Source organism: Streptomyces sp. NPDC048523 (assembly GCF_043199815.1).
Classification (GTDB): domain Bacteria; phylum Actinomycetota; class Actinomycetes; order Streptomycetales; family Streptomycetaceae; genus Streptomyces.
In genome coordinates this window covers 57,196-79,396 of record NZ_JBICWQ010000013.1, presented here as the reverse complement: position 1 = coordinate 79,396, position 22,201 = coordinate 57,196, and the positions used below count along the sequence as shown (strand labels likewise).

Here is a 22,201-nt window from a genome sequence, read left to right as displayed (position 1 = left end):
CGTGTCCTGCTGGCTTGCTGCCGCAGGTCAGATTAGCGGCCCGCCCGGACCTCCAGTACGGCGACCACCGGGGAAAACCGCGGTGCCGTCCTCGATCGTGTCTGCGAGGGTGGGCCATCCACTGGGTGGCGACTCGAGGAGCGGTGTGATGGAGACCTTGCGGGACATTCTCGACGCGGCGGCCCGCGGGGTCTTCCCGCCCGCGGACGGCGGCACGACGGTCGTACCGCAGGAGTGCCACCGGGACGCGGGCGTGCTGTCCTTCACTGCGCACTCGGTCGTCTTCACCGACGAGGACCCGGAGTGGGTGCACGCCACCCTGCGCGGCCTGGACTGCGACGCGCTGGCCGCGACCATGAACCCGCGGTTCCTGACCGCCTTCCTGGACCGGACCGGGCGCAGGTCCGAGACCATCGACGCGATGCTGGTCGGCGACCCGCTCCCGGGCGAACCGCCGCTCACGCTGAGGGAGATCGAGGACCCCGACCACCCCCGGGTCGTCTACGCCCGCAGGCGGCGTGACGGCATTCGTGCCTGGACGGCGCCGGGCGGCGTGCTGGTGACGGGGCGCGGGGTCGGCGGCCGTCTTGAGGTCTCGGTCGAGGTGGACGAGGACGTACGGCACCGGGGTCTGGGGCGTGCGCTGGTGAACGCGGCGAGGCATCTCGCCGAGGAGCCGCTGTGGGCCCAGGTGTCCCCGGGGAACGCCCGCAGCATGCGGGCGTTCCAGGCGGCCGGTTACCGTCCGGTGGGCGCGGAGGCGGTGCTGCTCGCCGCGGCCCCACAGCTCCTCGACCGCTCAGCGGAAGATGCCGGTGTGACCGAGTGAGTACCGCCCCGGCTGGGGGTACACCGCGAGCCCGTGCGGTCCGCTGCCGACCCTGATACGGGCGAGCTGGGCGCCGGTTCGGGTGTCGATGGCGTAGACCTCGGAGTTGTAGCGGCCGGACAGCCACAGGACCTTGCCGTCGGCGGAGACGCCGCCCATGTCGGGGCTGCCGCCGCCGGGGAGGCGCCACTTCGTGGTGAGCCGGTTCTCGGTGAAGTCGAAGACGGAGACGGTCCCCTCGCCGCGGTTGGAGACGTACATCTCGCGGGAGTCGCGGCTGACGTAGAGGCCGTGGGCGCCCTTGCCGGTGGGCAGCAGGGCCGGCTTGCCGAAGGTGTCGCCGTCCAGGACCCACATCCCGTCGGCCATCATGTCCGCGATGTAGAACCGCTTCCCGTCCGGTGAGACCTTGACGTCCTGCGGCATGGCCCCGTGGAAGGGGAGCTTCTGCTGTCCGACCACCTCCATCTTCTCGGTGTCGACCTTCAGCAGCTCACCGCTGAACTCGCAGGACACGATGAAGTACCTCCCGTCCGGGGAGAAGTCGGCGTGGTTGACGCCGTAGCAGCTGACCGGCACGGTCTTCCTGCGCTCCATGGTGTGCGGGTCGCGGAAGACGAGCTCGCGGTCGAGGGAGGCCATCACGACCGCGTACTTGCCGTTCGGCGTGAAGTACAGGTTGTACGGGTCGTGCACGTCGACCGGCCTGCCCGCCTTCCCGGTGCTCGGGTCGATCGGGGTGAGGGTGTTCCCGCGGTCGTTGTTGACCCAGAGGGTCTTCATGTCCCACGAGGGAACGACATGCTGGGGCTGCCGCCCGACCCGGATCGTCTCGACGACCTCGTACGTCCTCGGGTCGATCACGGAGACGGTGTCGGACTCGGTGTTGGGCACGTAGACCCGCGACGGGAAGTCCTTGACCACCGGTGACAGCCTGTTCGGCCGGTCCGCCGCGTAGACGTCCTTCGGGTCGAGGACGGGCGGCATCCCGGGCAGCCCGTCGACCGTCTTTCTCACCGGTTTCACCGGCTTCACGGGGGCGGGGACTGCCGCCTTGGTGCCGACGGCCTCATGCACCCCGCTCTCGGTCCCGGTACCGCAGGCGGCGAGGGCGACGAACGCGGCACCCGCGATCAGGGTGCTCCGCACGAGGCGGCGCTTCAGGAGGGTGGGGGGCATCAGCTGAACAACTCCGTGGTGGTCACCGCGGCCAGGCCGCGCCGGTCGAGTTCTTCCAGTACGACGGGGAGGGCGGCGACCGTGTCGGCGTACCCGAAGTGCAGGCTCACCACGGATCCTTCGCGGATCTCGGCGAGTACCTTGCGGGCGACGGCGGTGGCGCCGGGCGAGGTGAAGTCGAGGGAGTCGACGTCGTAGGAGAGGACGTGGGGGTAGCCGGCCTCCCGGGCCAGCCGCGTGACGAGCGGGGAGGCGGTGGGCGTACGGGAGGGGCGGAACCAGGTCCCGACCGACCCGGTGAGCCGCCGGATCCGTTCGGCGCAGCCGACGATCTCCGCTCTGGCCTGGGCCTCGGACATCGCGTTGATGTCGAGGTGGTGGAGGGTGTGGTTGCCGAGGTCGTGTCCGCCGTCGAGGACGCGCCGGGCGATGTCGGGATGCGCGTCGAGCCAGGTGCCGACGGCGAGCACGGTGACACGGGCGCCGTGCTTCTCGGCCTCGGTGAGCAGGGCGCGGGCGGTGGCGGGATCGCCGTTGCCGTGGAAGGTGAGGGCGACACGGGGGCGGTCGCGGGGACCGTGGGTGAGCTGGGCGTTCAGGGCGGGCAGGGCGGAGGCCGTGGCGGCGGAGTGGGCCGGGTGAGCGACGGCGTTCCTGGTCGCACATCCCGCGGCCAGCGTCAGCCCAGCGGTGGCGAGGAGCACGGCCCGACGATCGGTAGCGGTCACTCGCCCCATTTAAGGGGTTATGCCGGAGATTGACGCTGATCGACCCACCGGCTACCCACCGACTACCTATCGGCCACCCGCATCTCGAACCATGTCGTCTTTCCACGAGGCAGCAGGTCGACGCCCCATCGGTCCGACAGCTTGTCCACGAGGAACAGTCCGCGCCCGCTGAGATCCATCTCCTGCACCGGCATCAGACAGGGCAGTCCGCGTGACGGGTCCCGGACCTCTATCCGGATCCACCCCCGCCGACGCCGCATCCGCAGACCGAACACCCGCGCGCCCGTGTGCCGTACCGCGTTGCCGACCAGCTCGGACACGAGTAACACCGCGTCCTCGGCCATCTTGGGAGTGAGTCCCCAGTGACGGAGGACGATCACCTGGGTCAGGCGCCGCGCGGCCGCCGCGGACTCCGGCCGGGACGGCAGCGGGACCTCGGCCTCCGTGGGATTTCCGAACAGTTCGAGCGCTTTCAGTGCGTGCTCGTCCTCGACCGCCGGAGACCAGCGCGCCGCCGTCGTTCGGCTGTCTCCCCGCGGCTGTTCGAAACCCTCCAGCCCCGCCATGCCCCCATCATGGCCGCCCACAGCGCCCTCCGGGGCCGTTCCCGACGAATACACCCCCCGGAATGCTTCGTTCCGTTGGCGGTGATCGGCATATGCCATTGGCACTTCGACGCCTTCGACAGCCCTTCTGAGCTGCGGCGGAGGCTCGCTGGGAGGCAATCCACGGACTCCCTCGACAAGGCAGACTTAAGGGTGTGTTAAGGCTCCCATAAACCGCCCCATCGAGGGACCCGGATCAGACGTCGCGTCAATTGCAAGGGGTTCAGAGGAATTTCGCCTTGCCGGGGCCCTCCTCGACGAAGCTCTTCATGCCCCGCTCGCGGTCCTCCGTGGCGAACAGACCCGCGAACCAGTTCCGTTCCACCGCGAGGCCCGTCTCGATGTCGGTCTCGAGTCCCGTGTCGATCGACTCCTTCGCGGCGCGCAGCGCGATCGCCGGTCCCTTCGCGAGCTTCGCCGCCCAAGCGTGCGCCTCGGCGTACACCTCTTCGGCGGGCACGACCCGGTCCACGAGGCCGAGCGTCAGCGCCTCGTCGGCCTTGACCATACGACCCGTGAAGATCAGGTCCTTCGCCCTGGACGGGCCGATCAGCCGGGCGAGGCGCTGGGTGCCGCCGGCGCCGGGGATCAGGCCGAGCAGGATCTCCGGCTGCCCCAGCTTGGCGTTCTCCGCGGCGATCCGGAAGTCGGCGCACAGCGCGAGCTCGCAGCCGCCGCCCAGGGCGTAACCGGTGATGGCCGCGACCACCGGCTTGGGGATGCGAGCCACCGCCGTGAACGAGTCCTGCAGGGCGCGGGCGCGCAGGACCATCGCGGTGTGGTCCATGGCCTGCATCTCCTTGATGTCCGCACCGGCCGCGAACACCTTCTCCCCGCCGTACACGATCACCGCGCGCACGTCCTCGCGCCGGGTCGCCTCCTCGGCGAGCTCCTTCAGCCGGTCCTGGACGGCCACGTCCAGCGCGTTCATGGGCGGTCGGTCGAGACGAATGGTGCCGACACCTTCGGCGACTTCGAGATTCACGGTCATGCCAGCAGGTTAACGGCGGCTAACGACGACGGGCCGGTGCGGTCGCCCACATTCGGCCGGAGGTCCGGAGGGTGCCCGCAAACAAACACAGCGCGGCGGCCAACGACCGGCCGGGTACGGTCGCCCGCACCCGGCCGGAGGTCAGGGGTCGCCGTCGGACAGACACAGCACGCGGCTGACGACGACCGGCCGGTGCGATCGCCCACCTTGACGGCATCGTCGCAGCGGCCCCGGTGCCGTACCGCGCACCGGGGCCGCTGGTCGTCGTGCGGGCTATGCCTTCCACTTCTCCCACGACATGTTCCAGCCGTTGAGGCCGTTCTCCGGTGCGACCGTCGCGTCGTCGGAGTTCTTGACCACGACCACGTCGCCGATCATCGAGTGGTTGAAGAACCAGGCGGCCGGGACACCGCTGTCGTAACCGCCCTTGACGTCGCGCAGGCCCACGCAGCCGTGGCTGGCGTTGTAGTTGCCGAAGGCGTCGCCGCCCCAGTAGTTGCCGTGGATGAAGGTGCCGGAGTCGGTGAGGCGGGCGGCGTGCGGGACGTCCTTGATGTCGTACTCGCCGCCGTAGCCGACCGTTTCGCCGTTCATCCGGGTCACCGCGAGCTTCTCGCTGATGACCATCTGGCCGTTCCAGGTGTCGTAACCGGGCTTGCCGGTGGTGACCTTGAGGGTCTTGATGGTCCGGCCGTCCTGGGTGATCTTCATCGTGTGCTTCTTGGCGTCGACGACGGAGACCTGGTCGCGGCCGATGGTGAAGGAGACGGTCTTGTTCTGCTCGCCGTAGACGCCGTCGCGGCCCTCGACCCCGTTGAGGTTGAGGTCGACGGTGACCTTGGTGCCTTCCTTCCAGTACTTCTCGGGACGGAAGTCCAGGCGGTCGTTGCCGAACCAGTGGCCCTCGACGTCGACGGCCGGCGAGGTCTTGATCGTGATGGCCTTCTCGACGTCCTCGGGGCTGGTGATGCCCCGGGTGAAGCGGACGGAGAACGGCATTCCGACGCCGACCGTCGAGCCGTCCTCGGGCGTGAACGTGCCGATGAAGGTGTTCTTCGGGGTCAGGGTGGTGAAGCTGGAGTCCTCGGCGGCCGTGCGGCCCTCGGCGTCCTTCGCGACCGCGTGCACCGAGTACTTGGTGCCGGAGGCGAGATGGGTGGACGGCGTCCAGGAGGCGCCGTCGGCGGCTATCTTCCCGGCTATCGCGGTGCCCTTGGCGTCCTTGACCTGCACCTCGGTCAACTTGCCCTTGGCGGCGCCGACTTTCAGGGCACCGCTGGTGTCGACGGACTTCGCCCCGTCCTTCGGGGTGATGGAGACGACCGCCTCGGACTGCTTGGTCCCGGTGGCGGACGAGTTGCCCTTCTCGGCCTTGGAGTCACCGGAACCGGAACCGGAATCCCCCCCGCCGCAGGCGGTGACGCCCAGCAGCAGAACGCCGAGTATCAGCGCCGACAGTCCCTTGGCCCCGCGCCCCCGCGCGTCAACCGACGCCCCCGATATCGGTCGCACGTTCAAGTGTTTCTCCCCTCGAAGGGCCTGGTCAGGCCCGCTCCCCTACGCGTTCTACCGACGCGTCGGCGAATATTAACCGCAGACTTTTGAGCATCGTGTAAGTCCAAGGTCACCATTCCGTCCCAACTCCGAGGGAGAGTCGGGACGGGCCGCCCCCCTGCCCGGTTACTTCACCGCGCTGCCCGCCTTCCACTCCTTCCAGCCCATATTCCATCCCCCGAGGCCATTGTCGGGAGCGACCTTTTTGTCATTGCTGTGGACGACCTCGACGACGTCCCCGACAAGGCTGCGGTCGAAGAACCAGCCCGCGGGCGTGTCCGAACTGCCGCCCTTCACGTCCCTGAGGCCCACGCAGCCGTGGCTGACATTGACCCTGCCGGGGGCGGTGGGCGCCCAGTAGTTGCCGTGCAGGAAGGTGCCGGAGTCGGTCAGCCGCAGGGCGTGCGGGACGTCCGGGATGTCGTACTCGCCGCCGAAGCCGACCGTGCGGCTGTTCATGCGGGTCACTTCGAGCATCTCGGTGACGACCATCTTGCCGTTGTAGGTGGTCGTCTTCGGGGCGCCGGCGGTGATCGGCACGGTGGCGAGCAGTTCGCCGTCCCGTCTGACCTGCATGGTGTGCCGGGCCGCGTCGACGAGGGAGACCTGGCTGCGGCCGACGGTGAAGGAGAAGGTCCGGTCCTGCAGGCCGTAGACGCCGGACGCGCCCTCCACATCACGCAGTCGCAGCGCGACCGTCACGCGGGTGCCCGGCGTCCAGTAGTGCTCGGGGCGGAAGTCGAGGCGGCCGTGGCCGAACCAGTGCGGGCGGATCTCGACGGGCGGCTTCGAGGTGACGTGTACGGCGCGCTCGACGGCTGCGCGGTCCTCGATCTCCCGGTTGAACTCCAGGGAGACGATCATCCCGGTGCCGACGGTGGAGCGGTTCTCCGGGCTGACGTACCCGACGAAGCGCTCTTCGGGGACGTAGGTGGTGAAGGTGGTGTGCCGGGCCGAGCGGCGGCCGTGGGCGTCGAGCGCGACCGCGTCGACGGTGTACTCGGCGGCCAGCGCCAGCTGTGCCTCGTCGGGCTCCCAGCGCAGGCCGTCGTCGGAGATGTGCCCGGGCACCGGGAAGTCCTGCGCGTCCTGGGACTTGACGACGGTGACCGACTCCAGGCGGCCGCCGGGCACCCGGACCCCCAGCCGCTCCTCGGGCGGCACGCCCTTGGTGCCGTCGTCGGGTACGACCCTGATCACGTCCTCGGGTGCGGGCGGCTTCCCGAACCCACCGACACCCCCGATCCCGCCGTCCCCGCCCGCCGTACAGCCGACGGCCCCGGCCAGCAGTCCCGCCCATGTCACTACGGCGGCCAGAGCGGCCCCTGCGCGCCGAGCGCGCCCATGTCCATGCCTCACGGGAACCCCAACGACCGGGGCCACCCGGGAGAAACGTCGGCGCGCCGCACCCCTACGAGAAAACGCCCCGTAAAGTCCGACCACCACCCCGTCCAGGGAAACGTGAGTGCGAGGCGCGGGTTGGGCAGAACAGTGGGGAGAACGACGTGAGGGGTGCCGCGGCTGGGACGCCGTGCGCTCTTTTCCACCTCGTTCCACGAGCCGTGGGAGGCCGACCGGTGTCCAGCGCAGCCGAGCAGGAGGCGGTGACGGAAGCCGCCGAGGAGCGCCCCGCCGCGCTGGTGAACGGCGAGCGGCGGGGGGTACCGCCCGTGCCGGTGTGGCCCGGTGCGCCAACCCCGCTGGGCGCCCGGTTCCGGGTCGGCCCGGACGGGGTCGCGGGAACCAACTTCGCGCTGTGGGCGGGTGGCGCCGAGTCCGTGGAGCTGTGTCTGTTCGACGCGGACGGCAAGGAGACCCGGGCCCGGCTGACCGAGCTGACCCACGAGATCTGGCACGGCTTCGTCCCCGGCGTCATGCCCGGCCAGCGCTACGGCTTCCGGGTGCACGGCCGCTGGGACCCGTGGACCGGCGGCCGCTGGAACCCGGCCAAGCTGCTCCTCGACCCGTACGCCCGCGCGGTGGACGGCGACTTCAGCCTGCCGCCCGAGGTGTACGGCCATGTCCGCGACTGGCCCCAGCAGCAGGTCGCGGACACCGTACGGGACGACCGGGACTCGGCGCCGTACGTCCCGAAGGGCGTGGTCGTCCACGATGACGACGACTGGGCGGAGGACCACAGGCCGAAGACGCCGTGGGCGGACTCGGTGATCTACGAGGTCCATGTGCGGGGGTTCACCGCGCTGCACCCCGGCATCCCCGAGGAACTGCGCGGGACGTACGCCGGGTTGGCGCACCCGGCCGCGATCGAGCACCTCGTGAAACTCGGCGTCACGGCCGTGGAACTGCTCCCCGTCCACCAGTTCGCGCACGAGGACCATCTGCTGCGGCGCGGTCTCAAGAACTACTGGGGCTACAACTCCATCGGCTACTTCGCGCCCCACGCCACCTACGCCGCCTCCGGTACGACGGGCCAGCAGGTCGGCGAGTTCAAGCGCATGGTGCGCGCGCTGCACGCCGCCGGGATCGAGGTCATCCTCGACGTGGTCTACAACCACACGGCGGAGGCGGGCGAACTGGGACCCACGCTGTCCCTGAAGGGCATCGACAACCGCGGGTACTACCGGTTGCAGTCCGACGCCCGGCGCTACGCGGACTACACGGGCTGCGGCAACACCCTGCACGTGGTCCAGCCGCATGTGCTGCGGCTCATCACCGACTCCCTGCGCTACTGGGTGACGGAGATGGGCGTGGACGGCTTCCGCTTCGACCTGGCCGCCGCGCTGGCCCGTTCCATGCACGACGTCGACATGCTGTCCCCCTTCCTCGCGGTCATCGCCCAGGACCCGGTGCTGCGGCGCGTGAAGCTGATCGCCGAGCCGTGGGACGTGGGCTCCGGGGGCTACCAGGTGGGCGCCTTCCCGCCCCTGTGGACGGAGTGGAACGACCGCTACCGCAACGCCGTACGCGACTTCTGGCGGGGCGCCCTGCCGGACGTACGGGACCTCGGCTACCGGCTGTCCGGCTCCAGCGACCTGTACGCGTGGGGCGGGCGGCGGCCGTACGCCTCGGTCAACTTCATCACCGCGCACGACGGTTTCACCCTGCGGGACCTGGTGTCGTACGAGAGGAAGCACAACGAGGCGAACGGCGAGGGCAACCGGGACGGCACGGACGACAACCGGGCGTGGAACTGCGGGGCGGAGGGGGAGACGGACGACGAGCGCGTACGGTCCCTCAGGCGGCGGCAGCTCAGGAACCTGCTGACCACCCTCCTGCTGTCGACGGGTGTGCCGATGCTGGTCGCGGGTGACGAGCTGGGCCGCACCCAGCGCGGCAACAACAACGCCTACTGCCAGGACAACGAGATCAGTTGGGTGGACTGGGGGCTGCTGGAGGACCCCGGCTGGAAGGCCCTGTTCGACCTCACCGCCCGCCTGATCGACCTGCGTCACCGGCATCCGGTGCTCAGGCGCCGGGCGTTCTTCTCGGGCCGGGCGCACTCGGCGGACGGGCTGCGGGACCTGGCCTGGTTCACGGCCCGCGGCACGGAGATGACGGAACGGGACTGGTACGCGCCGGCCGCCACGCTCGGCATGTATCTGTCGGGGCGGGACATCCCCGGCCGGGACGAACGCGGCGCCCCGATCGTCGACGACAGCTTCCTCGCCGTCCTGCACGCCGGCGACCGCCCGGCGCCCTTCCTGCTGCCGGGGCCGCCGTGGGCGGAGCGGTACGAGGTGGTCGTCGACACGTCGAGGGAGGAACAGGGGGAGGCGCCGGGAGTGGTGCACCGGGCGGGGACGTCGATCACGATTCCGGCGCGGGCGGTGCTGTTGTTGCGGGTGCATTAACTCCCGGCGTGATCCCTGGCCATGGCACCGACCCGCTGATCAGACTCGGTCGCATGCCCGAGATATCCCGCCGTGCCTTCGGTGGTCTCGTCGGCGGCGGTGCCGTGACCGCCGTCGCCGGTACGGCCACTGCCGCTGAAGCCGCACCCGCCGAGCGCCCGTTCAGGGCCCGTGCCGCCTCCGGGTCCGGGAAGCGGCCCAACCTTCTGGTCATCCTCGGCGACGACCTCGGCTGGGCCGACCTCTCCTCGTACGGCGCCCCGCACATCAGGACGCCGAACCTGGACCGGCTGGCCCGGCAGGGGGTGCGGTTCACCGACGCCTACTCGGGGTCGGCGACCTGCTCGCCGACGCGGTTCAGTCTGTACACCGGGCGGTATCCGGGCCGTACGAGGGGCGGCCTCGCCGAACCGATCGCCAACAGGACGCAGGGGCTCGACCCGAACCACCCGACGCTGGCCTCGCTGCTGAAGCAGGCCGGTTACGCCACCGCGCTCATCGGCAAGTGGCACTGCGGCTGGCTGCCCGACCACAGCCCGACCAAGTCGGGTTGGGACGAGTTCTTCGGCAACCACGGCGGCGTGCTGGAGTACTTCTCCAAGCTCGGGCAGCTCGGTGATTACGACCTCTACGAGGGCGACGCCGAGTACACGGACCTGCGCTACTACACGCAGGTCCTGACCGAGCGGGCCGTGGAGTACGTGAGCCGCGACCATGACAGGCCGTGGCTGCTCAACCTCAACTTCACCACCCCGCACTGGCCGTGGCTCGCGGAGGGCGACGAGGAGACGGGTGCCGAGATCGCGGAGAGGATCCGCCACGCCGGCAGCCAGGCCGAGGTGACCGCCGCGCTCCTGCACAACGACGGCGGCTCGGTCGCGAAGTACACCGAGATGGTCGAAAGCCTGGACGCGGCCGTCGGCGAGGTGCTCGGCGCGCTGCGCCGCTCCGGTCAGGAGGAGCACACGCTGGTGTACTTCGCCAGCGACAACGGCGGCGAACGCTGGTCGTACCTGTGGCCACTGAGCGGCGAGAAGGCCTCCTTGTTGGAGGGCGGCATCCGCGTTCCGACGATCGTGCGCTGGCCGCACCGCATCGACGGCAACCAGGTCAGCCACGAGCCGAACTTCTCCCCGGACTGGACGGCGACCTTCCTGGAGCTGGCCGGCGCCCGCCCCGACCCGGCGTACCCGCTGGACGGCAGGAGCCTGGCCGGGTACCTGCTGCGGAACGAACGGCTGCCGGAACGGGACCTGTTCTGGCGGGTCAGGGCCAACCGGGCGCTCAGACGCGGACGCTGGAAGTACTACCAGGACTCGGCCGGCCAGGACCACCTCTACGACCTCGGCGCGGACCTGCGCGAACAGGCCGACCTGGCCCCGGACGAGCCGGAGTTGCTCGCGGAACTGAAGGCCGCATGGGAGAGGACGGCCGCCGGGCTGCTGCCGTATCCCGGTTAGCCGAGGATCCCCCGCTCGTACGCCGCGGCGACCGCCGCCGCGCGGTCCTTGACGGCCAGCTTGGCGTACAGGTGGGTGAGGTGGGTCTTCACGGTCGCCTCGCTGATGAACAGTTCGCGGGCGATCTCGCGGTTGGACGTGCCCTTGGCGACCAGGGCCAGCACCTCGCGCTCACGGGCGGACAGGGGCTCGTTGCCGGAGGCCCTGGGGGCGCGGACCGCCGAGACCAGCCGGGACGCCACGGCCGGGGAGAGCACCGTGCGGCCCTGCGCCGCGGCCCGCACGGCGGTGAACAGTTCGTCGCGCGGGGCGTCCTTGAGGAGGTAGCCGGTCGCTCCCGCCTCGATGGCGGGCAGGGTGTCGGAGTCCGTGTCGTACGTCGTCAGGACGAGGACCTTCGCGCGGGTCCGGGCGCGGGTCAGCTCGCGGATGGCGTCCACCCCGCCGCCGCCCGGCATCCGCAGGTCCATCAGGATCACGTCGGGGTCGAGCTCGGCGGCCCGCTCGACGGCCTCGACGCCGTCGGACGCCTCGCCGAGGACGGTGAATCCGGGCGCGGACGCGAACATGCCGCGCAGACCGTCCCGTACGACGGGATGGTCGTCGACGATCAGCACCGAGATGTCACCGGTCATGGCGGACCAACGGTACGCGAGCCGACAGCGCGGTGCCGTGGCCCGGTTCGGACTCGACGGTGAGGGAGCCCGCGACGCGTTCGGCGCGGGCCCGCATGCCGTCGAGGCCGAAGCCGCCGGTGCGGGTGCGGGCGGGCAGGGCGAGCGGGTCGAAGCCGACGCCGTCGTCGCGGATGTCGAGGATGACCTCGTCGCCCAGGAAGGTCAGGGTGACGCCGAGGCGGCCGGCCCGGGCGTGCCGGGAGGCGTTGGAGAGGGCCTCCTGGGCGATGCGCAGCAGGGTGGCCGCGATCTCCTCGTGGAGCTGCTGCGCGGTGCCGGTGGCGGTGAACTCGGCGCGGACACCGGTGCGTTCGCCCCAGTCGGTGACCGTCTGCTTCAGGGCCTCGGGGAGCCCGGCGTCGTCCAGGGCGACCGGGGCGAGGTTGTGCACCGAGCGGCGCGCCTCGCCGAGGCTGTGGCGGGCGAGGTCCATGGCCCGGTGGACGTGTGCGCGGGCCTGGTTCTCGTCGGGTGTGTTCGCCACGACCTGGAGCTGGGCGATGATCCCTGTCAGTCCCTGGGCGAGGGTGTCGTGGATCTCGGCGGCGAGCCGCCGGCGCTCGTCGGCGACGCCCGCTTCGCGTGCCTGGACGAGGAGTTGGGCGTGCAGGGCGGCGTTCTCGTCGAGCGCCTGTTGCAGGGCCTCGATGGTCGAGGTCCGCTCGCGGGAGCGCTGCTCCTCCTGCTCGGTGATGTGGGCGACCACCGACTGGAGGCCGAAGTTGGCGGCCAGGAGCGCGGCGAACCCGAGCCACTGGGCGGTGCTTTCCGGCATCAGTCCGCCGGCCTGCGCGCCCGCGACAGTGACCGCGCTGGCGAAGAGTCCGAGCCGCCGCCACCGGCCCGGGATCAGCTCGTCGGCGTCCATGTAGCCGCTGGCCGCGAAGAACGCGAAGAACGGGTTGAGCCAGGTGAGGAGGAAGGCGATCGCCCAGCGGGCGGAGTAGTAGAGGGTCCCGGCCGGGGAGGGGCTGCGGCCACGGCGGACGCGGCGGCGCCGGGTGCCGTGCCACCACGTCTGGAGCAGGAGCGCGGCGCCGACCAGGGCCCCGACGAGATACCAGTCGACGGGGCCGTCCATGATGCCCGCGGAGACGACCGCGAGGACGAGGCCCGTGCCGAGCAGTCCGTACGGTCCCCAGACGTGCAGCCGCTCCCAGTACCGGTCGATCCTGGCGTCCGACGCGTTCATCTGCCCAGTCTGCACGGCCTGTTCCTCACTCCCAGCGGAACCAGCGCGACGCGGCGGCCGTGAGCAGCACCGTCCAGGCGACGAGGACGCCGAGGTGGGTCCAGCCCGGCCAGTCGCCGGCCGCGGCCCGGTTCAGTGCCTCGGCGGCCGCGCCGAACGGCGTGTACCCGACGATCCGGGCGAGGAGGTCCGGCATGGTCTGCACCGGCGCCCACACGCCCGCGCAGAACATCGACGGGAAGAACACGGCCGATCCGATGGCGCCGGCGATCTTCGTCGTGCGGGACAGGGCGGAGATCACCGCGCCGAGCGCCAGGGCAGCCGGCACGGCCAGGACCAGCGCCAGCAGATATCCGGCGAGCTGATCGGGCAGCCGTACGGCGAAGGCGAACCGGCCGACGAGGAGGGCGAGCAGCGCGGACGCCAGGGCGGCACCGCCGTAGACGGTCATCTGCGCGGTGAGCAGGGCGGACGGCCGGACGGGGGTCGTGGCCATGCGGCGCAGGATGCCGCGCTCGCGGTAGCCGGTGAGGGTCTGGGGCATGGACTGGAGGCCGGCGACGATCAGGCCGAGGAGCACGGCCACCGGGACGTAGACGTCGATGGTCCTGAGGCCGCCGAGGTCGGGGTCGTGGTCCCGGAAGGACGGGATCGAGCCGAGGATCACCAGGAGCAGGGTCGGGAACAGCAGGATCCAGAAGAGGGCGCCGGGTTCGCGGCGGAAGAGACGGACCTCGGTCCGCAGTACGGCGGTGTTCATGCCGTGGCCTCCTGGGTCAGGTCGAGGAACGCGTCGTCGAGGGTGGCGTCGACGACGCGGAGCTGGTGGGCGGTGACGTGGCGGCGGGCGAGCAGGGTGATCACGGCGTTCACGGTCTCGTCGGTGCCGGACAGGGTGAGGTGGCCGTCCCGGTCCTCGATCGAGGCGAGGGCGGGCAGCGCGTTGAGCTCGTGCGCGTCGAGCGGGGCGGACGGCGTGAAGGTGATGACGGTGGCGCCCGCCGAGCGCCGGACGAGCCCGGCCGGGGTGTCCAGGGCGGCGACCCGGCCCTTGTCGATGACGGCGATCCGGTCGCAGAGCCGCTGCGCCTCCTCCATGAAGTGGGTGACGAGCAGCACGGTGACGCCGTTCGCGCGGACGTCCTCGATGAGCTCCCAGGTGTCGCGGCGGGCGCGCGGATCGAGGCCGGTGGTCAGCTCGTCCAGGACGACGACCCGGGGGTTGCCGACGAGGGCGAGCGCGATGAACAGGCGCTGCTTCTGGCCGCCGGAGAGCTTGCCGAACCGGGTAGTGAGCTTCTGGGTGAGCCCCAGGCGCTCGGCGAGCGGCCGCCAGTCGAGGGGCCTGTCGTGGAACGCGGTGTACAGCTCCAGGGCCTCACGGACGGTGAGCTTGGCCTGGAGTTCGCTCTCCTGGAGCTGGGCGCCGAGGACGCGGGCCACCCGCGCGTGGTCGGCGACGGGGTCGAGGCCGGTGACCCGGACGCGGCCCGCGTCGGGAGTCCGCAGCCCCTCGACGCACTCGACGGTGGTGGTCTTCCCGGCGCCGTTCGGGCCAAGAATTCCAAAAATCTCGCCCTCCTCGACGGCGAAGGAGACACCGTCGACGACGGCCCGGCCGCCGTAGGACTTGCGCAGTTCGCTGACTTCGATGACGGACATGGCCCCAGCGTCCCGGGCCGGACCCCGCCGCCACATCGCCCGTCGCGCTCGACCCGGCATCAACCGATCGGTGGATGCGGCCGTACGACCCCTCGAACATGCAGGTCGTAGGACCAGCGGCCGATCCAGGTCCGGCCAAAACCAGGTGGGCGTTGTCAGTGCCGGTCCGTAGGCTCGCTGTTGATGTCCCTCACACATGCAACCACCAAGAACCGATCGGCCGTGAGGTCCCTGCTGCGCCTGTGGCCGTACGTCCGCCCGGTCCGCGCGCGGCTGTTCACCGCCGCGTCCGTCGCGATCCTCGCCTCCTGTACGGGCCTGGTGATCCCGCTCGTCCTGAAGTGGATGGTGGACGGCCCGGTCGCCGACGGGGACACGGCGGGCGTATGGCGCGGGGCGCTGTACCTGCTGCTGCTCGGGTTCGCGGAGGCACTGCTGTTCGGGCTGCGGCGGTGGCTGGTGGCGAGACCGCTCTCCCACGTGGAGGCGGAGATGCGGGCGGGCCTGTACCGGCACCTCCAGCGCCTCCCGGTGACCTTCCACGACCGCTGGGCATCCGGCCAGCTGCTGTCCCGGGCCACCACCGACCTCATGCTCCTGCGCATGTTCCTGGCCTTCCCGCTGACCTTCCTGCTGGTCAACGCCGTGACGATCATCGTCGGCGTGACCATCATGCTGCTCCAGGACTGGACGCTGGGGCTGGTGATCCTGGGTCCGGCCATCCCCGTGATGATCACGTGCGTGGTCTTCGAGAAGCGGTACCACCGGGTGGCGCGGCTCGCCCAGGACCAGGTCGGCGACCTCACGACGGTCGTCGAGGAGAGCGTGCTCGGCATCCGCATCATCAAGGGGTTCGGGCGACACCGGTCGCAGGCGCGGGCGTTCCGCGAGCTGACCGGGAAGCTGCGGGGAACCGAGCTGCACAAGGCGCGGCTGCTGGCCACGATCTGGGGCGTGATCACCACCCTCCCGGAGGTGGCCATCGGCGCGGCCCTGGTGCTGGGCTGTGTGCAGGTGGCGGACGGGGAGTTGTCGGCCGGAACGCTGGTCGCCTTCCTGTCGACGGCACTCGCGCTCAGGTGGCCGGTGGAGTCCATCGGCTTCCTCCTGGCGATGACCCAGGAGGCGGTGACGGCGACGGAGCGCTATTTCGAGGTGATCGATGAATCACCGGAGCAGGAAACCTACTCAAGGGGCGCGGGGAACGGCGCGACCAGCCCCCACCGGCCGTCATCCGACAACGATGGCCTCCGGTTCCGAAACGTCCGGTTCCGCTACCCCGACGCCCCCTCCGATTCCCCGCCCATCCTCGACCTCATCGACCTCCACATCCGCCCCGGCGAGTCCATGGCCCTGGTCGGCACGACGGGCAGCGGCAAGACGACCCTCACCGCCCTCGTCCCCCGCCTCCACGAGGTGACATCCGGCCACATCACCCTGGACGGCGAGGACATCACCGCCATGTCCAGAGAAGAGCTGCGCTCAAAGGTCGCTGTCGCCTTCGAGGAGCCCACCCTCTTCTCGGCCAGCGTCAAGGACAACGTCCTGCTGGGCATGGACGAAGAGGAACTGGACCGCGCCCTCGCCGTGGCACAGGCCGACTTCGCGCACGCTCTCCCCCACGGCACCGACACCCGGGTCGGCGAGCAGGGCCTCAGCCTCTCCGGCGGCCAGCGCCAGCGCCTCGCCCTCGCGCGGGCCGTGGTCGGCAAGCCCCGGTTCCTCGTCCTCGACGACCCCCTGTCCGCGCTGGACGTGCACACCGAGGCCGCTGTGGAGGCGGCGCTGCGCGACGTCCTCGCGGAGACCACCGCGCTCATCGTCGCTCACCGCCCCTCGACCGTGCTGCTCGCCGACCGCGTCGCGCTGCTGTCCGACGGCCGTATCACCGCCGTGGGCACCCACCACGAACTGCTGCGCACGAACGCCGAGTACGCCCACCTCATGTCCGGTACCGGGGAAGCGGAGGACGACCGATGACGGCCCCCACCACCAAGGCCCCCACCAACGCCCCCACGGCGGACGACGAGCCGGAAGCGAGCCACCGCGAGGACGCGGTGGACGCCTTCGACCACGACGTCCTGCCCACTCCCCCGCGCGCCACCTCCCTCCTGCTGCGCTCCCTGCTCGCCCCGATGCGGGCGCGGGTCACCCTCACCACGTTCCTGCTGCTGCTTCAGCAGGCGGCCGTGCAGGCGGGTCCGCTGCTGGTGGCGTACGCCATCGACCGCGCGGTGCCCGCGTTCCGCGACCACGACAACGGCCCGCTGATCGCCGTCGGCGCCGGCTATCTGCTGTGCTCGCTGGCCTCCGGCGGGCTCCAGTACGCGTTCATCCTGGCCTCCGCGCGCGTCAACCAGGATGTGCTGCTCGACCTGCGCGGCCGGATCTTCCGCCATGCGCAGGCGCTGAGCATCGACTTCCACGAGCGCTACACCTCGGGCCGGCTGATCTCCCGCTCGACGACGGACGTGGAGTCGTTGCGCGAACTGCTCAACGAGGGGCTTCAGGAGCTCGTCACCGTCATCCTGTCCTTCCTCTACATCTCCGCCCTGCTGCTCTGGCTGGACCTCGGGCTCGGCGCGGTCGCGGTGGCGTCCTTCGTGCCGCTGTATCTGCTGGTGCGGGTCTACCGGCAGCGTGCGGGCCGGGTGTACCGGAAGCGGTCGACCGCGATCGCCGCTGTGATCGTGAAGTTCGTGGAGACGATGAACGGCATCCGGCCGGTGCGTGCGTTCCGTCGCGAAGCGGCCAACGACGCCGAGTTCGCCGTACTGAACAAGCGGCACGAGCGGGTCAACGGCGACGCGCTCCTGGAGATGGCCCGCTATGTCGTCGGGTCCCGGCTGGTCGCCAACACGGCCGTCGCCGGGATCGTGCTGTGGGGTGCCTACCGGGTGGCGCAGGACTCGCTGGAGCTGGGTGTGCTGGCGGCCGCGGTGCTGTACCTGCGGCGGCTGTACGACCCGATCGACCGGCTCGGGATGTTCCTGAACTCCTACCAGTCGGCGGCGGCCTCCCTGGAGAAGATCGCGGGCCTGCTCGCCCAGACCCCGACCGTGCCCGAGCCGTCGACGCCCAGGCAACTGCCGGCACTGGAGTCCGCGGACCGTCCCGGCCGTGAGGTCGTCTTCGAAGGGGTCTCGTTCGCCTACCGCACCGGCGGCGAGGTACTGCCCCGCTTCGACCTCACCCTCCCCGCCGGACAGACCGTCGCGGTGGTCGGCTCGACCGGCGCCGGGAAGTCGACGCTCGCCAAACTCCTCGCCCGTTTCTACGACCCCTCGCAGGGGCGCGTCCTTTTGGACGGCGTGGACCTGCGCGAGCTGGCCGTGCCCGAACTGCGGCGCGGGGTGGTCACGGTGACGCAGGAGGCGTTCCTGTTCTCCGGCACGGTCGCCGAGAACATCGCGCTCGGCCGCCCGGACGCCACGCGCGAGGAGATCGAGCAGGCCGCGAAGGCGATCGGTGCGCACGACTTCATCAGCGCGCTGCCCGACGGGTACGACACGGACGTACGCAAGCGCGGCGGTCGCATCTCGGCGGGTCAGCGTCAACTCGTGGCGTTCGCGCGGGCGTTGCTCGCCGATCCGGCGGTGCTGATCCTGGACGAGGCGACCAGCTCGCTCGACATCCCGGGCGAGCGGGCGGTGCAGCGGGCGATGGCGACGGTCCTCAAGGGCCGTACGGCCGTGGTGATCGCGCACCGGCTGTCGACCGTGGCGATCGCCGACCGGGTGCTCGTCATGGAGCACGGCAGGATCGTCGAGGACGGCACACCGGCCGAACTCGTCGCGGGCACGGGCCGGTTCGCGGATCTGCACCGGGCGTGGCGGGACAGTCTGGCGTGAGCGACCAGGGGGACGTGTGATCGACGCGTACGAGGACCCGGGTACGCCCGATGTCCGGGGCGGCTGGCGGTATCTGTGGTGGCTGGTGCGCTGCCAGCCGGGGCGGTCGGTGGCCGGCGCGCTGCTGGGCAGTACCTGGATGGTGCTGCTGGCGGCGACGCCGTATCTGATGGCGAAGGCGATCGACGAGGGGCTGGAGCCGGGGAACTGGGCGGCGCTGGCCGGCTGGAGCTGCGCGCTGTTCGTGGTCGGTTCGTTCAACGCCTGGCTGAGCATCATGCGGCACCGCACGATGACCCGGGTGCGGATGGACGCCAACTTCCGCACGGTCAAGGTGGTCGTCGGACAGGCGGTCCGCCTCGGCGCCGCGCTCTCGCGCCGCACCGGGGCCGGTGAGGTCGTCACGATCGGGGTGGGCGACGTGCAGACGATCGCGGGCGCCCTGACCGTCGTCGGCCCGGGCGTCGGAGCGTGCGTCGCCTATCTGACGGTCGCCGCCCTGCTGGTCTCGGTCTCCCCGGTCCTCGCGGCCGTGGTCCTCCTCGGCATCCCGGCGATCGTCCTCCTGGTGGGCCCCTTCCTGTCCCGCCTCCAAGGTGCCGAGACGGAGTACCGCGACCGCCAGGGTGTCCTCACCGCCCGTATCGCCGACCTCGCGGGCGGTCTGCGGGTCCTCAACGGTCTGGGCGGCAAGGGCCTGGTCGCCGACGCCTTCCACCGCGACAGCCGGCACCTGCAGGAGCAGGGCTACCGGGTCGGCGCGGTCACCAGCTGGGTCCAGGCCCTCGGCGTGGGCCTGCCCACCCTGTTCCTCGCCGTCGTCACCTGGCTCGCGGCCCGGCTGGCCGCCCAGGGGGACATCACCGTGGGCGAGTTGGTGGCGGTGTACGGCTATGTCGCGGTCCTGGTGGGGCCGGTGGCGTTCTGGGTGGAGTGCGGGTACCAACTGAGCCGGGGCGTGGTGGCGGCGCGGAGGGTCGTCGCCTTCCTGCGCCTGGAGCCGCTGGAGGACCGGGGCACACGGGACGCCCCGGCGGAGCCCTCGGTGCTGCACGATCCGGAGTCGGGCGTACGCATCCTCCCGGGCCGTCTGACGGCGCTGGCCTCGGCCCACCCCGCGGACACGGCGGCGGTGCTGGACCGGGTGGCCCGCTACACGCCGTCGCAGGCGACCTGGGCCGGAGTCCCCCTGGACGAGATCCGGTTGCCCCACGTCAGAGAGCACATCCTGATGGCGGACCACGAGGCGGACCTGTTCGCGGGCACCCTGCGCGAAGTGATCACGGGCTCGGACCGCGACCCCGCGGCCGCCCTGCACGCGGCCGTGGCGGACGACATCGTCCAAGGCCTCCCGGACGGCCTCGACTCACCGATCGACGCCCAGGCCCGCAACCTCTCGGGCGGTCAGCGCCAACGCGTCCGGCTGGTGAGGGCCCTCCTCGCCGACCCGCAGGTCCTGCTCGCCACCGAACCCACCTCGGCCCTGGACGCCCACACGGAAGCCCTCGTGGCCGAGCGCCTGCGCGAGGCCCGCAAAGGCCGCACCACGGCCGTCACCACCACCTCGCCCCTCGTCCTCGACCACGCCGACACGGTCCTGTACCTGGTCGACGGCAAACTCGCGGCGACCGGCACCCATCAGCAACTGCTCGCGACGGAACCGGGATACCGCGCACTGGTCGCCCGGGACGTGGAGGTCATGAAGTGAGCAGGGGCCATCTGCCGGTCGCCGATCAGGCCACCGTACGGCGCGCGTCCGCCCGGCTGATCCGCGAGGACGCCCGCGCCTTCACCGCCGTCCTCGCCCTGAACGCACTCGCCGCCGTCACCGGCCTCGCCGGTCCGTGGCTGCTCGGCCGGATCATCGACGAGGTGCGCGCCGGTGAGGGGGTGGGCGCGGTGGACCGGCTCTCCCTCGTCCTCGTGGGGTGCGCGGGCACCCAGCTCCTGCTGGCCCGCTGGGCCCGCTATGTCGGCCACCGCTTCGGCGAACGCACCCTGGCCCGGGTCCGCGAGGAGTTCGTGAACCGTACGCTCGCGCTGCCCGCCTCCGTCGTGGAACGCGCCGGCACCGGTGACCTCACCGCCCGCGGCACCGCCGATGTCGCCACCGTCGGCACCACGCTCCGCGACGCGGGCCCCGAACTGCTCATCAACTCGGTGCAGTTCGTGTTCCTGCTCGCCGCGGTGTTCGTCCTGGACCCGCTGCTCGGCGCGGTCGGCGTGTTCGGTCTGCTGCCCATCTGGTTCGTCCTGCGCTGGTATCTGCGCCGGGCCAGGGACGGCTATCTGGCCGAGGGCGAGGCCACCTCCGACGTCGCCGAGATCCTCGCGGCCACCGCGTCCGGCGCCCGCACGGTCGAGGCGCTGCGCCTCGAGGAGCGGCGCGTCCGGGCGAGCCGGGAGGCCCTCGACACGTCCCGCCGCACCCGCCTGTACACCCTCTACCTGCGCAGTGTGTTCTTCCCGGTGGTGGAGGTGGCGTACATCCTGCCCGTGGCCGGTGTGCTCCTGGTCGGCGGAATGCTGCACGCGCGGGGCGCGATGAGCCTGGGCTCGGTCGTGGCGGCCGCCCTGTATCTGCAGCAACTGGTCACTCCGCTCGACCAGATCCTCGTGCGGGTCGAGCAACTCCAGTCCAGCGGCGCCTCGTTCGCCCGCGTCGAGGGTCTCGCCGCGGCCCCGCGGGCCGACTCCGGGGACTCCCCCGTCCCCGCCGACGACCGCATCGACGTGACCGGCGTGCGCTACTCCTACGGCCGCGGCGGCGAGGTCCTGCACGGCGTCGACCTGACCGTTCGCCCCGGTGAACGGCTTGCGGTGGTCGGCCCGTCCGGCGCCGGGAAGACCACCCTGAGCAGGCTGCTCGCGGGCGTCGACGCGCCGACTTCCGGATCGGTGACCGTCGGCGGGGTCCCCGTCGTGGGCCTGGGCCCCGAGCAACTGCGCCGCCAGGTCGTCCTGGTCACCCAGGAGCACCACGTCTTCCTGGGCACGGTCCGCGACAACCTCCTCATCGCCGAACCCGGTGCCGGGGACGAGGAGTTGTGGGCAGCCCTGACCGCCGTAGGGGCCGACGGCTGGGTGCGGGAGCTGCCCGAGGGGCTCGACACCGCGCTCGGCCAGGACGGTCACCGTACGGACGGCTCGCAGGCGCAGCAACTGGCCCTGGCCCGGGTGGTGCTGGCGGACCCGCACACCCTGATCCTCGACGAGGCGACCGCGCTCCTCGATCCCACGACCGCGCGGCACACCGAGCGTGCCCTGGGCGCCGTACTCGAAGGGCGCACGGTCATCGCGATCGCGCACCGGCTGCACACCGCGCACGACGCGGACCGGGTGGCGGTGATGGAGAACGGCAGACTGACCGAGCTCGGCACGCATGAGGAGCTGGTGGCGGCGGACGGGGCGTACGCGGCGCTGTGGGGGTCGTGGCACGGGGGGCCGGACGGGAGCTGATCCCACGGGACCGTATATCGAACATGAACTACCGGACAACGAACCGTTTTTGGCCAACTTCCTGACGCGCTCCTGACAGTACGGGCTTTCCGGTGCCACTCTTCCCACGGCCGCCTCACAGCAACCTCACAGATGTCTCGCTGTGTTCCGATCCTCGGCCGCCTGCACCTCGTTCCGCGTACCGCCCGGACGGTCGACCCAC

General features: G+C 71.2%; 17 protein-coding genes. 7 read left to right on the top strand and 10 right to left on the bottom strand.

All coding sequences use genetic code 11. The annotated features are described in order from the left end of the window. Positions 1–148: 148 nt before the first annotated feature. On the top strand, positions 149–829 hold the full coding sequence (locus tag ACGFWE_RS39865) for a GNAT family N-acetyltransferase (protein WP_352389310.1): 681 nt from the start codon (positions 149–151) through the stop codon (positions 827–829). Here the strand turns inward: ACGFWE_RS39865 and ACGFWE_RS39860 are convergent. The 6 genes from ACGFWE_RS39860 to ACGFWE_RS39835 all read right to left on the bottom strand — a co-directional run bounded on the left by ACGFWE_RS39860 (position 800) and on the right by ACGFWE_RS39835 (position 7,245). After that, positions 800–2,008 carry a YncE family protein gene (locus tag ACGFWE_RS39860; protein WP_393605167.1) on the bottom strand — a complete coding sequence of 403 codons (1,209 nt, stop codon included), beginning with the start codon at positions 2,006–2,008 and terminating at the stop codon, positions 800–802. The two genes, ACGFWE_RS39865 and ACGFWE_RS39860, sit on opposite strands and share 30 nt — an antisense overlap. Then, complete coding sequence (locus tag ACGFWE_RS39855; protein ID WP_393605165.1) at positions 2,008–2,745, bottom strand: polysaccharide deacetylase family protein; 738 nt, start codon at positions 2,743–2,745, stop codon at positions 2,008–2,010. Before ACGFWE_RS39855 ends, ACGFWE_RS39860 begins: the two co-directional genes overlap by 1 nt. A gap of 53 nt (positions 2,746–2,798) precedes the next feature. Continuing rightward, entirely contained in the window at positions 2,799–3,302 is a 504-nt protein-coding gene (locus ACGFWE_RS39850; RefSeq protein ID WP_393605163.1) for an ATP-binding protein, read from the bottom strand. Between the two features lie 262 nt (positions 3,303–3,564). Beyond that, the gene (locus ACGFWE_RS39845) at positions 3,565–4,332 is read right to left on the bottom strand and encodes an enoyl-CoA hydratase-related protein (RefSeq protein WP_352389306.1); all 768 of its coding nucleotides are present in this window, start codon (positions 4,330–4,332) and stop codon (positions 3,565–3,567) included. Positions 4,333–4,605: 273 nt separating this feature from the next. Continuing rightward, positions 4,606–5,850: an Ig-like domain-containing protein gene (locus ACGFWE_RS39840; protein ID WP_393605161.1), complete on the bottom strand. Its 1,245-nt coding sequence runs from the start codon at positions 5,848–5,850 to the stop codon at positions 4,606–4,608. 162 nt (positions 5,851–6,012) lie between these two features. Then, entirely contained in the window at positions 6,013–7,245 is a 1,233-nt protein-coding gene (locus tag ACGFWE_RS39835; protein ID WP_393605159.1) for an Ig-like domain-containing protein, read from the bottom strand. Positions 7,246–7,463: 218 nt separating this feature from the next. Between ACGFWE_RS39835 and glgX the strand changes: the two genes are divergently transcribed. After that, the gene (gene glgX / locus ACGFWE_RS39830) at positions 7,464–9,698 is read left to right on the top strand and encodes a glycogen debranching protein GlgX (RefSeq protein ID WP_393605157.1); all 2,235 of its coding nucleotides are present in this window, start codon (positions 7,464–7,466) and stop codon (positions 9,696–9,698) included. A 53-nt stretch (positions 9,699–9,751) separates the two neighbouring features. Continuing rightward, on the top strand, positions 9,752–11,158 hold the full coding sequence (locus ACGFWE_RS39825) for a sulfatase-like hydrolase/transferase (protein ID WP_352389302.1): 1,407 nt from the start codon (positions 9,752–9,754) through the stop codon (positions 11,156–11,158). On the opposite strand, the gene ACGFWE_RS39820 is transcribed toward ACGFWE_RS39825, so the two are convergent. From ACGFWE_RS39820 to ACGFWE_RS39805, 4 genes are read right to left on the bottom strand one after another with little or no spacing between them, the layout of a single operon-like run. Continuing rightward, positions 11,155–11,793: a response regulator transcription factor gene (locus ACGFWE_RS39820; protein ID WP_352389301.1), complete on the bottom strand. Its 639-nt coding sequence runs from the start codon at positions 11,791–11,793 to the stop codon at positions 11,155–11,157. The genes ACGFWE_RS39825 and ACGFWE_RS39820 overlap by 4 nt on opposite strands. Further along, positions 11,783–13,027, bottom strand: coding sequence for a sensor histidine kinase (locus ACGFWE_RS39815; RefSeq protein WP_352389563.1), 1,245 nt, complete (start codon positions 13,025–13,027; stop codon positions 11,783–11,785). The genes ACGFWE_RS39820 and ACGFWE_RS39815 overlap by 11 nt, the downstream gene beginning before the upstream one ends. 25 nt (positions 13,028–13,052) lie before the next feature. Next, positions 13,053–13,787, bottom strand: coding sequence for an ABC transporter permease (locus ACGFWE_RS39810; protein WP_393605155.1), 735 nt, complete (start codon positions 13,785–13,787; stop codon positions 13,053–13,055). Further along, positions 13,784–14,689, bottom strand: coding sequence for an ABC transporter ATP-binding protein (locus tag ACGFWE_RS39805; RefSeq protein WP_352389299.1), 906 nt, complete (start codon positions 14,687–14,689; stop codon positions 13,784–13,786). The genes ACGFWE_RS39810 and ACGFWE_RS39805 overlap by 4 nt, the downstream gene beginning before the upstream one ends. A 183-nt stretch (positions 14,690–14,872) precedes the next feature. Between ACGFWE_RS39805 and ACGFWE_RS39800 the strand changes: the two genes are divergently transcribed. The 4 genes from ACGFWE_RS39800 to ACGFWE_RS39785 are packed head-to-tail and all read left to right on the top strand — an operon-like array spanning position 14,873 to position 21,999. After that, the gene (locus tag ACGFWE_RS39800; protein ID WP_393605153.1) at positions 14,873–16,669 is read left to right on the top strand and encodes an ABC transporter ATP-binding protein; all 1,797 of its coding nucleotides are present in this window, start codon (positions 14,873–14,875) and stop codon (positions 16,667–16,669) included. Then, positions 16,666–18,540 (top strand): ABC transporter ATP-binding protein, encoded by a 1,875-nt coding sequence (locus tag ACGFWE_RS39795; RefSeq protein WP_393605151.1) that lies wholly within the window; start codon positions 16,666–16,668, stop codon positions 18,538–18,540. Before ACGFWE_RS39800 ends, ACGFWE_RS39795 begins: the two co-directional genes overlap by 4 nt. 16 nt (positions 18,541–18,556) lie before the next feature. After that, positions 18,557–20,248 (top strand): ABC transporter ATP-binding protein, encoded by a 1,692-nt coding sequence (locus ACGFWE_RS39790; protein WP_393605149.1) that lies wholly within the window; start codon positions 18,557–18,559, stop codon positions 20,246–20,248. Further along, entirely contained in the window at positions 20,245–21,999 is a 1,755-nt protein-coding gene (locus ACGFWE_RS39785; RefSeq protein ID WP_393605147.1) for an ABC transporter ATP-binding protein, read from the top strand. The genes ACGFWE_RS39790 and ACGFWE_RS39785 overlap by 4 nt, the downstream gene beginning before the upstream one ends. Positions 22,000–22,201: the final 202 nt, after the last annotated feature.